This window comes from Streptomyces sp. G45, from assembly GCF_049542095.1.
Taxonomy (GTDB): domain Bacteria; phylum Actinomycetota; class Actinomycetes; order Streptomycetales; family Streptomycetaceae; genus Streptomyces.
The window spans coordinates 1,321,653-1,334,609 of the sequence record NZ_JBMUZU010000001.1; the positions used below are offsets into that span (position 1 = coordinate 1,321,653).

Here is a 12,957-nt window from a genome sequence, read left to right on the forward strand (position 1 = left end):
TCCCGATTGCTCCCAGAACTTCCATTCCTGGCCCACCCTCGCCGCCGCACGGCCGCACACACCAAGATCCGGACCATTGCCGGACCAGCCCTCGCCAGAAAGCCGCGCCGACTGCTGTTGTGCCTGGTCAGCATGGGTACAGCTGCTGTACTACCAGCAGACGAAGAGTCTGCTGGCATAGCCGCAACGCGCAGCAGAACCGGCCGACCATTCCCACCCCAGCCAGGTTGTCGACCTTCTACAACTCGGCAACTCTCACTGAGAGCACTCGAACGCCTCACGCCATCGGGTCAGCATGAGTCCAAGCCCTGGCCACACTCCTGCACGCCCCGTACGCCTGCGACCAGCCGGAACGGGACCGAAACAGAACCTGACGCGTCATCAGCAAAGTCAGCATTAGGTCAGCAAGAGTCCGACTAAAGCCGACCGCACCCGCCCACAGGCTGGAATCGCGCTCGACACCGCCAGGGTCACGAGCGGGCGGCCGAAGGCCGTCACTCCACGGGTCCCGCGACCGCTTCACCCGTCGCGCTCACCCATTGCCCCGAACCGCCGCTCACCCTCATTCTCGCAGGTCAGCGCACGCGACCCCGGGGCTTCAGCGGCACCGGCGGCAGCTCTGGCGCCGGGAGCGGCCCCCCGTCGTACCCCTTCACCTCACCGAACCGCGTCCCCGTCATCCAGTCCGTGCGGGCCTGTTCGATGTCCGCCTGGGTGCGGCCGATGAAGTTCCACCACATGATCAGCTCCTCCTCGAAGGGCTCGCCGCCCAGGAGCATGAGGGCGGCGTCGGAGGTGGCGCGCAGGGGGAGTTCGGTGCGGCCGCAGCCGAGGTAGAGCATGGAGCCGGGGAGGACGGGGACGCCGTCGACGTGGGCCTCGCCGCCCATGGACAGGACGGCGTACTCGAAGTCCGGTTCCAGGGGAAGGCGCAGGTCGGCCCCCTCGGTGAGGGCCAGGTCCGCGCCGACGAGCGGCGTGTACGTCGTTCCGGGCGAGGTGGCGCCGTCGAGCGAGCCCAGGATGAGCTTCGCGCTCAGGCCCGCCGCGGTGACGAGCGGCAGGTCCGCGTGGTGCTCGAAGTGCGGCTCGGTGTGGCGGTGGGCGTCCGGCAGCGCCACCCAGAGCTGCGCGCCGTGCAGGAAGCGGGCGTGGGACTTCGGGCTCTCCTCGGAGTGGGAGATGGCCCGGCCCGAGGTCATCAGGCCCAGCTCGCGGGGGCGGATGGTCTGGAGGCTGCCGGTGCTGTCCCGGTGGAGCACCTCGCCCTCGTGCAGCCAGCTCACGGTCTGCAGGCCCATGTGCGGGTGCGGCGGCACCTGCATGCCGGGCTCGTCGGCGATGTCGTCGGGGCCGTAGTGATCCACGAAGCACCACGCGCCCACCATGCGGCGCCCCAGGTTCGGGAGGAGGCGCCGCACCTCGGTCGCCTCGCCGAGCTTCACGTGTCGAGGGCTGAGGAGTTCCCGCACCGGTTCCGCGACGACGAACCCGCGGCCGCCGCACAGGGCGGGCACCGCCTCGCGATCAAGATTGCTCATGTCGCACAACCTAGCCCCGTCACACACCCTCCGTCAGCATCCGCCGGTCTCCACCGGCGTCCATCGGCCTCAGCCAGCGTCCGTCGGCCTCAGCCCCGCCGATCAGTGGTGGAATATTCAACATTTTCCTCTGGTTGTGACGGACCAAGGAGGCAACAGTGGAGTTCACCTACTACGAGCACGGAACGCCCGCGGAGCGCTGGCAGCGTGCCCAGCAGTTCTTCGACGCCAAGGAGTACACGACGGCGGCGCGGATCCTCGCCCCGCTGGCCGACGAGGTGCCCGAGCAGGTCGCCCCGCGGCTGCTGCTGGCCCGCGCCTATTACCACTCGGCCCAGCTGCGGCGCGCCGAGGCCGAGCTGCGGACCGTCCTGGAGCTCGACCCCGTGGAGCACTACGCCCGGCTGATGCTCGGCCGCGTGCTGGAGCGGCAGGGCCGGGACGCGGACGCGGCCCCGCACCTGCGGATGGCGGCCGCGCTCTCGGGGGACTTCACCGCCGCCGAGGAAGCCCGCCCCTGAGGCCGTCGCACCCGGCTTCCGTGGCACCCGCCACACCGCGCGCCGGTGGGCGTACGCCATCACAGGTGTACGCCCACCGGCGCACGCGCATGCCCCGGCCCCGCGCCGGGCCCGCCACTCGTGCCGGACCCGCCCCCTGGCGGCGGCGCCTCAGCGCAGATCGCGCAGGCCCGGCCGCCCGGCCTTCCGCGCCGACGGGGGCGGGTCCGGCGCGGGGCGACCGTGAAGCCCACCACCGCGCCGCCGCCGGGGCGCGCAGCGGCGAAGACCGTGCCGCCGTGGGCCGTGGCCACGTCCCGGACGATGGACAGGCCGAGCCCGGAGCCGGGGCGGCTGCGGGCGTCGGCGGCCCGGTAGAAGCGGTCGAAGACATGGTCGAGGTCGTCGGCGGCGACGCCGGGGCCGCGGTCGCGCACCTCCACCCGCGTGCCGGAGACGGCGAGTTCGATGGGAGCGGCGGCGGAGCGGTCGAACTTGGCGGCGTTCTCCAGCAGGTTGGTGATCGCCCGCTGCACGGCGGCGGGCCTGACCTCCACGGCCTCCCGGTCCGTCACGTGGAGGGTGATCGTGCGGCCGGTGCGGCGGCGGGAGACCGCGGCGGCCTCCTCGGCGAGGTCGGCGAGGACGACCTCGGCGGGCTGTTCGTCCTCGTGCCGCCCGGCGGCGAGGGAGACCAGTTCGTTGACGAGGTCGGTGAGTTCGCGGGACTCGTCGGCCAGGTCGGCCACCAGGTCCGCGCGGGCGGGCGGCGGCAGCCGGTCGATCCGCTCCAGGAGCGCGATGTTCGTGCGCAGCGAGGTCAGCGGCGTACGCAGCTCGTGGCCGACGTCCTGGACGAGGCGGCGCTGGTCGTCCTCGGCCCGCGCGAGGCGGCCCAGCATGCGGTCGAAGGAGCGGCCGAGCCGCCCCACCTCGTCGCGCCCGGCAACCGGCACCTCCCGGTCCAGGCGGCCGGTCGCGGCGACGTCCTCGGCGGCCCAGGCGAGCCGCACCAGGCGCCGGGTGATGCGCCGGGCCAGCCACCAGCCGGACACGGCCGCCGCGAGGATCACCAGCGAGGCCAGCAGCAGGGTGCGCCGCTGGAGGGTGCGCAGCAGGTCCTCGGTGTCGCTGAAGCGCTGGGCGATCTGGACCGCGCCCCGGCCGCCGCCGAGGGACACCGTGGCCATGCGGTAGTCGCCCTCGCCGATCTCGATGTCGCGGCGCAGCACGTCGCCCGGCCGCCGCGCGGCGGCGAGCGCCCGCTCCTGGCCGGTCACGGGCAGCCGCGGCCTGCCGCGCCCGGCGACCCGGCCGTCGCTGCGCAGCACCTGCGCGTCGGAGCGCGAGGGCCGGTAGACGTCGTCGTATCCGTCGCCGTCGAGGTCGGCGCCGATGACGACGTAGTCCTCGGCGCCCATGCGGCGGTGCCGCACCTGGTCGCGGACCTCCTTGATGGCCTCGCTGAACTGGGTCTGCTGGTCCTTGCGGACCAGGCGGGCGGCGGCGTCGTAGCTGAGGAAGCCCACCAGGAGGGTCACGGCCACCGCGACCGCCGCGAACGAGGCGGCGAAGGTCGTGCTGAGGCTGCCGCCGGGGCGGATGCTCCGCGCGGGCACTCAGGCCTCCCTCAGGACGTAGCCGACACCTCGTACGGTGTGGATGAGCGGCGCCGAGCCGGGCGTGTCGATCTTGCGGCGCAGATAGCCGACGTACACCGCGAGGTTCTTGGAGCTGGGGCCGAAGTCGTAGCCCCAGATGCGGTCGTAGATGGTGGCGTGGTCGAGGACGATGCCCGCGTTGCGGGCGAGGAGTTCGAGCAGGTCGAACTCCGTGCGGGTCAGGTCGACTTCGCGTGCGGCGCGCCAGGCGCGGCGGGCCCCGGGGTCGATGCGCAGGTCGGCCGCCGTGACGAGGCCGTCCGGCGTTTCGCCCGCCGCCTGGAGGTGCCCGGCGCCCGCGCCGTCGGCGCGGCGCAGCAGCGCCCGCAGCCGGGCGAAGACCTCCTCGACCTCGAACGGCTTGGCCACGTAGTCGTCGGCGCCCGCGTCGAGTCCGGCGATGCGGTCGGCGGTCTCCACGCGGGCGGTGAGCATCAGGATGGGTGTCCGGTCGCCCTGGGCGCGCAGTACGCGACACACCTGAAGGCCGTCGACGCCCGGCATCATCACGTCGAGGACGAGCAGGTCGGGCGGTTCGGCGTGGACGGCCGCGAGGGCCTCGACGCCGTCGCGGACGGCGGTGACGCGATAGCCCTCCAGGGTGAGCGCGCGGTCCAGGGCGTGGCGGATCGCCCGGTCGTCCTCGGCGAGGAGCACGGTGTACGGCGGCGTGCCGCGCGTCGGCGTGTTGCGTGACGGCTCGGGGTGAGGCATCCGGCTAGTCTGCCAACCGCCGCTCTTCCCCGGCACCGGCCCGCGTTCTTACCCTCCTTTCACCTTGGCCGGAATCCCGGCTTACCCGTGCGCGGGAAAGTGGCCTTTCGTTTCTGTCAGCGTCCCGCGCCGCGCGTAGTGACCGACGCGCGCACCGGCCGAGCTCCGCCCAGGGGGAAAGCTCCGCGATGAAGGCCCTGAAGGTCGTGTTCCTGCTGCACAACGTCTACGGCGTGGGCGGCACGATCCGCACCACTCTCAATCTCGCGTCCGCGCTCGCCGACCGGCACGACGTCACGATCGTCTCGCTGATGCGGCACCGCGAGACGCCGCGCTTCGCCGTCGACCCGCGCGTCACCCTCGTCCCCCTGGTGGACGAGCGCGCGTCGAGCACGGACACCGCGGACCCGCTGTACGGGCAGCCCGCCCGCGCGTTCCCCTCCGCCGAGGCGCGCCACCGCCAGTACACGCGGCTGCACGACGCGCGTATCGAGGCGTATCTGCGCGGCTGCGACGCCGACGTGATCATTGGAACGCGGCCCGGCATCAACGTCTACCTCGCCCGCTTCGGCCCCCGCGGCGCGCTGCGCATCGCGCAGGAGCACCTGCGCCACGACGCGCACTCCAAGAAGCTGCGCGCCCAACTCGCCCGCCACTACCGGACCCTGGACGCCGTCGTGACGACCACGCGGGCCGACGCGGAGGTGTACCGGGCGAGGATGTCGCTGCCGGGCGTGACCGTCCTCGACGTGCCGAACATGGTGCCCCCGCCGGACGTGACGCCGTCCGACGGCACCGCGAAGGTCGTCGCGGCGGCCGGACGCCTGGTGCCCGGCAAGCGTTTCGACCTGCTCGTACGGGCGTTCGCCCGGGTCGCCGCACTGCACCCGGACTGGACGCTCAGGATCTACGGCGGCGGTGCGAAGAAGCCGGAGCTGCAGGAGCTGATCGACGCGCTGGGGCTCGGCGGCAACGTCGAGCTGATGGGGGTGCGTTCGCCGATCGAGCCGGAGTTCGCGAAGGCGTCCATCGCGGCGTCGGCGTCCGACGCCGAGTCGTTCGGCATGACGCTGGTCGAGGCCATGCGCTGCGGGGTGCCGGTGGTCAGCACGGACTGTCCGCTGGGGCCCGCCGAGATCATCCGCGACGGCCACAACGGCCGCCTCGTGCCGACCGGGGACGCGGACGCGCTCGCCAAGGCCCTGATCGAGCTGATCGAGGACGCGCCGCTGCGGCGCGCCATGGGCGCCGCCGCCCTGGCCAGCGCCCACCGCTACGACCCCGCGCCGATCGCCGCACGCCACGAGGCGCTCTTCGCCGAGCTGCACGCCACCCGCCGCAAGCGCGCCGCCCAGCGCCGCCGCGCCCGGCTGCGCGCCTGGGCCCGCAGGCGGGTGCCGGGGCTGCTGCGGCTGCTGCGACGGCTGCGGTCCGCGCCCGGGGGCGAGGGCCGGACCGTGGCGGCAGGCGGTCCGGCCCGTGCAGTGGCCCCTCCCGCCGCCAAGGGCCCGCTCGGCGAGCCGGAGACCGCTTCGGTGGCGGCGGGCCCGGCCGCGGGCGGCGCCACGTCCACCACCGCGAGCGGCGCTCCGTCCAGCGCCTCGTCCGGCAGCGCGAGCGGCGCCACGTCCGGCACCGCCTCCAGCGCCAGCTAAGGCCAGCGCCAACTAAAGCGTATTAGTTGCCTCCGTGCTCTAGCCGTGCCTGATCTCCGTGGACAGAATTGCGGCGGATTCGACCGGCAATTCGTCGGCCGTCCCTCTTTCGTGTGCGCCGTGCCCGCTTTTGGTGCGGCGTGCCCGGACGACGGACGTGTACGACGGACGCCTTCGCCCCACACGGAGGAGAGTTCCGCATGACGAGCATCAGGACGAGCATGAGAAGGCGCACCGTGCTGTTCGGCGCGCTCGCGCTGTCGGTGACGGCGGGCGCCACGGCCCGGGCGGCCGCGCGCCCCGCCGCCGCGAACCGGCGCGTCGTCGTCTACTACCAGACGCAGTACGCGAACGGCGCCTACGTCTCGCCGCTCGGCCTGACCGACAACAGCACCGGCCTGACGGACATCATCGTCGCCGCCGTGCACCTCAACGACGTCAACGGCCCCTACAAGCCGGTGCACTTGAACGACGACCCGCCGAACGCCGCCAAGTTCGACCCGATGTGGCGCGACCTGAGGGCGATGCAGGGCAAGGGCGTCCACATGCTGGCGATGGTGGGCGGCGCGGCGCCGGGCAGCTTCACGCGGCTCGACACCGAGTTCGACACGTACTATCCGCTGCTGCGGGACTTCCTGCGCCAGTACGGCTTCGACGGCGTTGACCTGGACGTGGAGGAGCGGATGTCCCTCGCGGGCATCGAGCGCGTCATCGACGCCCTGCGCCGCGACTTCGGCCCCGGCTTCCTCATCACGCTCGCGCCGGTCGGCAGCGCGCTCAGCGGCGGCGGCAACCTCTCCGGCTTCGACTACGAGCGCCTGTACCGCGACCGGGGCGGCGACATCGCCTGGTTCAACGCCCAGTTCTACAACGGCTGGGGCAGCATGGCGTCGACGTCCAGCTACGACGCGGTGGTGCGACGAGGCCTGATCCCCGCGTCGAAGGTGGTCGCGGGCACCCTCACCGACCCGTCCAACGGCGGCAGCGGCTATGTGGACGTCACCCGCCTGAAGTCCACCGTGCGGAGCCTGGTCGCCAAGTACCCGCAGATGGGCGGCGTCATGGGCTGGGAGTACTTCAACTCGCAGCCGGGTGGGGCGGCGGCGCCGTGGCGCTGGGCGGCGGAGGTGCGGTCGGCGCTCGCGGGCTGAGCCGGGCGCCGGTGCCCGGCCGGGCGGCGCGTCACGTCCACAGGGCCTCGGCGGCGGCGACCCCCGCGAACGCCGCGCCGAGCCCGACCGCCACGCTCACGGCCACATAGGCGACGGCGGAGCGGCGCGCACCCGCCTCGGCGAGGCGCAGGGCCTCGTACGAGAACGTCGAGTACGTGGTCAGCGCCCCGCACAGGCCCGTGCCGAGGAGCAGCGCGGTGTCCGACGACGCGGCGCCCGCGGCGACGGCGCCGGTGACCAGGCCGAGCACGAGGGACCCCACGGCGTTCACGGTGAACGTGCCCCAGGGGAAGAGCGTGTCGTACCGGGCCCGCACCGCCCGGTCGGTCAGATGGCGCAGCGGCGCGCCGACCATCGCGCCCGCCACCACGAGGAGCCAGTTCACGCGCGCCCCTCCCGGCCGCCGAGCCGCGCCACGGCGCGGCGCGTCACGTCCGTGGCGCACCACACGGCCCCGAGGGCCGCGACGACGGTGAGCGCCAGGTAGGCCAGGGCGGTGCGGATCCGGCCGTCGGCCACCAGGCGCTGGACGTCCACGGCGTACGTCGAGAAGGTCGTGAAGCCGCCGAGCACGCCCGTGCCGAAGAACGGTCGGACCAGGCGGGGCGCCGCCCACGCGTCGGTGAGCAGCACCATGAACGCGCCGATGACGGCGCAGCCGACCGCGTTCACCGCGAGGGTCGTCCAGGGGAACGCGCCGTCGGGCACCGGCCAGAGCAGCCCGGCCCCGTAGCGGGCGGCGGCGCCGAGCCCGCCGCCGACGGCCACCACCGCGAGGACGGCGCCCTGGCCGCGCGGGGGCGCGCCGGGTGGTGCGGGCGCGGGGGGCTCGGCGTCGGGGTCGATGTCCGGGTCGGTATCCGGGGTGCTGTCGGTCTTGGCGTACGCCGTGTACGGGGTGTGCGGGGCGTACGGGTCGGCGTCCGGGGCGGTCCCCCGGCCGGTGTGCGGGCCCGCGTCGAGGCCGGGCCCTGGTTCAGGCCCCGGATCGATGCCGTCCGCTCCAGCGCCGGGCCGTGCGTCACCTGTCATCGGCATGCGTCTCCCACTCGCCGCGCGCCCGCCGTCGGGCGCGCCCCGTCGCAAGCAGGGACCGTTGGCGGCAGACCGTGCCGCGGTTCGGGTACGGCGGGCCCCACCGCCACGCGGCGCCCTCGGGGGCCGCCGCCGGTCCCAGGCTAGCCCCGGGCGCGGGGCTCAGGCGAATCGGGCCGCCGCACCCCCTACGGGAAGCCCCCAGGTCCGCGCGGGCCCGGCCGACGAGCGGATCACACACCGTTTGCCCCGCCCATCGACCGGGCACCCGCCGCCGCATGGACGAGGTACCGCTGCGACAGGACTGGATCCTTAGGGCCGCGTGTGCCGACGAGGATCCCGAGCTGTTCTTCCCGGTGGGCACCACCGGCCCGGCCCTGCGGGACGAGAAGGAGGCCAAACGCGTCTGCCGCCGCTGCCCGGTGGCCCGCGAGTGCCTGGCGTACGCGCTCGCGTCCGGTCAGACCTCCGGCGTGTGGGGCGGCAAGGACGAGCACGAGCTGGCCGAGCTGCGCGGCGCACCGGCGGCGGTGCGGCCCCGGTCCTGAGCCCGGCGACCGCGCCCTCGGCCGGGCGGCGCCCGCGGATATCGTTGCGAGTCCGCGGGGAACCGCAGGGAGCCGAGAGGGGGCGTGGTGCTCAAGGGGCGGGAGGAGTGGATCCGCGTGCCGGTCGGGGACGGGGCCGAGCGGTGGGCGACGAGGGGGCGCAGCCACAAGGTGCTGCTGATCGTCCACAACGTCACGTCGGCGACCCGGCTGCTCGACGTGCTGCCGCTGTTCCGCGACGACTGGCGCGTCCAGCTCCTGGCCACCTGCACCGGCTCCTCCCCGTACCAGGCGGGGGTCGCCGAACTGCTGCGGGACGTCGAGGTGCCGGTGCTGCCGTGGGAGCAGGCGCTGCGGACCCCCGTCCAGCTGGCGCTCTCGGCCAGCTTCGGCGGCCAACTCCCGGCCTTTTCAGGGCACTTGGCCGTCCTGTCCCACGGCGTTGGCTACAATAAGAGGCTGGCCGAGCCGAGCCGAGCCGAGCCGAGCCGAGCCGAGCCGAGCCGAGCCGAGCCGAGCCGAGCCGAGCCGAGCCGAGCCGAGCCGAGCCGAGCCGAGCCGAGCCGAGCCGCAGCGCGGTCCGGCGCCGGTGTTCGGGCTCTCGCCCCAGTGGCTGCTCGCGGACGGCGTGCCGTACGTGGACGCCTTGGTCCTCTCGCACCCCGAGCAGCTCGAACGCCTGCGGGCCGCCTGCCCCGAGGCGGCGTCGGCCGCGGTCCTCGGCGGCGACCCGTGCTTCGACCGGCTGCTCGCCGCCCGGCCCCACCGCGAGCGGTTCCGGCGCGCGCTCGGTGTGCGTGCGGGCCAGCGGCTCGTCCTGCTGAACTCGACCTGGAACCCGGAGTCGCTGTTCGGCGACGGCGGCGACGACGTGCTGCCCTCGCTGCTGCCCCGGCTCACCGCCGAGCTGCCCGCCGACGAGTACCGCCTCGCGGCCGTCCTGCACCCCAACATCTGGCACGGCCACGGCCCGGGCCAGCTGCGGATGTGGCTCGACCGGGCCTGCCGGGCGGGGCTGACCCTCGTCGACCCGCTGCACGGCTGGCGGCAGGCGCTCGTCGCCGCCGACCTGACCCTGGGCGACTTCGGCTCGGTCTCGTACTACAGCGCGGCCCTCGGCACGCCGGTGCTGCTCGGCGCCGCCGACGAGCGCGGCCTCGGCGCGGACTCGCCGGTCGCCGCGTTCGTGCGGGCCGCGCCCCGGCTCGACCCGCACCGCCCGCTGCGCCCGCAGCTCGACGCGGCCCTGGCGCGGCACGAGCCGCTGCCCGGCCCCGCGGAGCTGACCTCGTCCGCGCCGGGGCGCGCCGCCGAGCTGCTGCGGCGGGCGTTCTACCGCCTGATGGGCCTCGCGGAGCCCGCCGGGCCCGCGCTGCTCGACCCGCTGCCGCTGCCCGCGTACCAGCCGCCCGTGCGCACCGCCCCGCTCCGCGTCGTCACCCAGGTGCGCGGCGCGGCCGAGGTCGCCGTCACCCGCTGGGCGGACCCGCGTCGCGACCCCGACGCGGCGGGCGAGGCGCACACGGCGGTGCACGAGGACACGCTGGACCCGCGGGACCTCACCGTCGCCGACGTGATCTGGCGCGCGGGCGCGGCGGACGACCCCCGGCTCGGCCCGCCCGCCGCGTGGGCGGCGGACGTCCTCGACCGGCATCCGCACTGCGGCCTCGCCGCGTACGTGACCGGGCCCGGCGAGTGCACCGTGCGCACCCGCGCGGGTCAGGTGCTGCGGCTGGTGTCCGGCCCGTCGGCGGCGGACCCGGCCGCGTGCGCGTCCGCGCTGTACGCGTGGCTCGCCTCCGGCAAGGGCGTCGAGGAGCTGGCGGGCGGGCTGACGGTGTGGACGGGCGGCACCGGGCACGCGCTCACCGTGACGCCCGCCGAACCAGGGCCCTGCCCACCCCCCGGGCCGGATGCCTGCCCACCGGCCGGGCCGGTGCCCCTCACGCCCGGCCGCCGGGGCCGCTGACCGTTCCGTCGCGCAGGGCCCGCAGATACGCCAGGTGGTAGTCGGCCCGCTCCTGGGTGAGCGCCGCGAGGGCCCAGTCGATCAGGGGCAGCGCGGCCTCGCGGCGCCCGCTGAGGACGTACAGCTCGGCGAGGTCGGTGCGGGCGCGGGCCGCGTTGTACGCCTCTCCGGTGCCGTCGAAGAACCGCACCGCCTCCCACAGCCGTCCCTCGGCCTCGTCCAGGGGCAGGTGCTCGCGCAGCGCGATGCCGCGCTGGGCGCGGCCCCGGAAGCGCTGGAGCAGGGCGCGGATGCGCGGCAGGTCGGCGTGGCCCTCCTCGCCGGGCCCGATGCGGTCGGCGATGCGGCCCGACTCGGCGAACAGGTCGTCGGCCTCGCGGAACGCCCAGCGGGCGAGCTTGACCCGCCCCAGCGTCTCGACCGCCGTGGCCTGGCCGCGCAGGTGCCCGGCGAGCCGCTCGGCGGTCAGGGCCGCGGTGGCCTCGCGCTCGGCCTCGTCGAAGTCCAGGGTCTCGATGAGGGCCGACGCCAGGTAGGTGTGCATGCGCCCGGCGGTCCTCGTGCCGGGGTGGACCGCGTCGGCGACCTCGGCCGCCGCGCGCAGCGCGGGCAGCAGCTCCTCGTGCCGCCCGGCCTTGAGCTGGACCGTCCACAGCGCTTCCATCAGCGAGCAGGCGGTGTCGCCGAAGCCGAAGTCCCGTGCGGCGAGCACCGCTTGGACCAGGTTGCCCAGCTCGTCGAGGAGCGCGGCCAGGGCCTCGCCCCGGCTCGGGTACGTGCCCCGGGCGGCCCCCTCGAAGACGGGGCTGACGTGCCAGCGCTCCGGCAGCGCGTCCAGGTCGGCCCGCACGGCGAACCGCAGGTACCACTGCACGGTGGCCTCCACGGCCCGCGCGCAGCCCGCGACGCGGTCCTCGCGGGCCGCCGCGCGTTCGGCGTGGTCGCGCACGGCGGGCCGGTAGCGGTAGCGGCCCGGGGCGGCCTGGTCGAGGAGGCGGCGCTCCACGAGCTGTTCCAGGAGTCCGGCCGCGACCCGCTCGTCGAGCCCGGCGGCCGCGGCGGCGGGCGCCGCGGTGAACGCGGGCCAGGGCCACAGGGCGGCGCGCCGGTACAGGCGCGCCAGGTCGGGGGCGAGGTCGCGGTAGAGGCCGTCGAGGACGGCGTCGTCGGGGTGCGCGGGGTCCCTCCCGGGGGTGGGGTCGGAGATCCGTGGTCCGTCACCGTCACCGTCGGTGGCGGTCAGGTGGGCCGCCGTGGCCCACAGCGCGTACGGCGATCCCGCGCACCGGGCCAGGGTGGCGGGCAGGGCGGGGCCGAGCCGCTCCACGGCGGCCTCGCCCGCGGCCGCGGTGAGCAGTTCCCTGGCGTGGCGGCGGGCCAGTGGGGTGACCTCGACCGGTTCGGCGTCCAGGCCCGCGAGGCGGCGGTGGGCGACGACGAGCGTGAAGACACCGGACGCGGCCGGAAGCAGCGGGCCGACCTGCGCGGCGGAGCGGGCGTGGTCGAGGATGACGACCATCCGGCGGCCGGTGAGCAGGTGCTGGTACAGCGCGCCCCGCTCCGCGGGCCCGGGCGGGATGTCGGCGTCCCCGACGCCGAGTCCGCGCAGCGCCCCGCGCAGGGCGGCCTCCGCGTCGAGCCCGGCGAGGTCGACGTACAGGCACCGGTCGGGGAACCGGTCCTGGGCGCCCGCCGCGAACTGGACGGCGAGCCCGGTGGTGCCGATGCCCTCGGGGCCGTACAGCAGGACCCGGCGCGGCCGACCGTCGTGCTTGCGGGTCGCCTCGCGGTGCAGGGCCTTCAGGGGCTCCTTGCGGTCGACGAACGTCCGTACGGGAGCGGGGGGTTGGGGCGCGGTGTGCGGCTCGGGGCGGCGCAGGGCCTGCTCGGCGAGGCGGCCGAGTTCGGCGAGGCGGCCCGCCACGACGGGGTCCCGCCGGGCCGCGGCCAGCAGGTCGGGGGCGAGCGCGGTCAGCCCTTCGGACCGGTCCGGGGCGCGGGTGTCAGCGCCGAACAGGCCGCCGACGAGGGCGTAGAGCTGCTTCCCGGCCTCGTTGGCCATCCCCGACCCCACCGCGCCCAGCGTCGCCGTGACCATCGCCAACGAAACGGGATCCACCCTGCCCCCACCCTCCGCCGCACCACCCTGCCGGAAGCCACCA

11 protein-coding genes are annotated in these 12,957 nt (G+C 75.3%); 5 read left to right on the forward strand and 6 right to left on the reverse strand.

Translation table 11 applies throughout. The features are described from left to right. Positions 1 to 575: 575 nt before the first annotated feature. Positions 576 to 1,541 carry a pirin family protein gene (locus ACOBQU_RS05310; protein ID WP_423624743.1) on the reverse strand — a complete coding sequence of 322 codons (966 nt, stop codon included), beginning with the start codon at positions 1,539 to 1,541 and terminating at the stop codon, positions 576 to 578. A 158-nt stretch (positions 1,542 to 1,699) separates the two neighbouring features. Here ACOBQU_RS05310 and ACOBQU_RS05315 point away from each other — a divergent pair, with 158 nt between their 5' ends. Continuing rightward, on the forward strand, positions 1,700 to 2,062 hold the full coding sequence (locus ACOBQU_RS05315; protein WP_423624744.1) for a tetratricopeptide repeat protein: 363 nt from the start codon (positions 1,700 to 1,702) through the stop codon (positions 2,060 to 2,062). A 59-nt stretch (positions 2,063 to 2,121) separates the two neighbouring features. Here ACOBQU_RS05315 and ACOBQU_RS05320 read toward each other — a convergent pair whose 3' ends face one another. Beyond that, entirely contained in the window at positions 2,122 to 3,660 is a 1,539-nt protein-coding gene (locus ACOBQU_RS05320; RefSeq protein WP_423624745.1) for a HAMP domain-containing sensor histidine kinase, read from the reverse strand. Next, complete coding sequence (locus ACOBQU_RS05325; protein WP_423624746.1) at positions 3,661 to 4,416, reverse strand: response regulator transcription factor; 756 nt, start codon at positions 4,414 to 4,416, stop codon at positions 3,661 to 3,663. A gap of 188 nt (positions 4,417 to 4,604) precedes the next feature. Here ACOBQU_RS05325 and ACOBQU_RS05330 point away from each other — a divergent pair, with 188 nt between their 5' ends. Both ACOBQU_RS05330 and ACOBQU_RS05335 read left to right on the forward strand, forming a co-directional pair. Next, complete coding sequence (locus ACOBQU_RS05330; RefSeq protein ID WP_423624747.1) at positions 4,605 to 6,071, forward strand: glycosyltransferase family 4 protein; 1,467 nt, start codon at positions 4,605 to 4,607, stop codon at positions 6,069 to 6,071. A gap of 200 nt (positions 6,072 to 6,271) precedes the next feature. Then, positions 6,272 to 7,222, forward strand: a complete 951-nt coding sequence (locus ACOBQU_RS05335) for a glycosyl hydrolase family 18 protein (protein WP_423624748.1) — start codon at positions 6,272 to 6,274, stop codon at positions 7,220 to 7,222. Positions 7,223 to 7,253: 31 nt separating this feature from the next. Here the strand turns inward: ACOBQU_RS05335 and crcB (ACOBQU_RS05340) are convergent, their stop codons facing one another. Continuing rightward, on the reverse strand, positions 7,254 to 7,628 hold the full coding sequence (gene crcB / locus ACOBQU_RS05340) for a fluoride efflux transporter CrcB (protein WP_423624749.1): 375 nt from the start codon (positions 7,626 to 7,628) through the stop codon (positions 7,254 to 7,256). Next, positions 7,625 to 8,089, reverse strand: coding sequence for a fluoride efflux transporter CrcB (gene crcB / locus ACOBQU_RS05345; RefSeq protein ID WP_423634260.1), 465 nt, complete (start codon positions 8,087 to 8,089; stop codon positions 7,625 to 7,627). Before crcB (ACOBQU_RS05345) ends, crcB (ACOBQU_RS05340) begins: the two co-directional genes overlap by 4 nt. 467 nt (positions 8,090 to 8,556) lie before the next feature. On the opposite strand from crcB (ACOBQU_RS05345), the gene ACOBQU_RS05350 reads away from it, so the two are divergent. Together ACOBQU_RS05350 and ACOBQU_RS05355 are read left to right on the forward strand one after the other, a co-directional pair. Continuing rightward, positions 8,557 to 8,826 carry a WhiB family transcriptional regulator gene (locus ACOBQU_RS05350; RefSeq protein WP_423624750.1) on the forward strand — a complete coding sequence of 90 codons (270 nt, stop codon included), beginning with the start codon at positions 8,557 to 8,559 and terminating at the stop codon, positions 8,824 to 8,826. Positions 8,827 to 9,415: 589 nt separating this feature from the next. Further along, entirely contained in the window at positions 9,416 to 10,795 is a 1,380-nt protein-coding gene (locus ACOBQU_RS05355; RefSeq protein ID WP_423624751.1) for a hypothetical protein, read from the forward strand. Here the strand turns inward: ACOBQU_RS05355 and ACOBQU_RS05360 are convergent. Next, entirely contained in the window at positions 10,770 to 12,914 is a 2,145-nt protein-coding gene (locus ACOBQU_RS05360) for a tetratricopeptide repeat protein (protein WP_423624752.1), read from the reverse strand. The two genes, ACOBQU_RS05355 and ACOBQU_RS05360, sit on opposite strands and share 26 nt — an antisense overlap. Between the last annotated feature and the right edge of the window lie 43 nt (positions 12,915 to 12,957).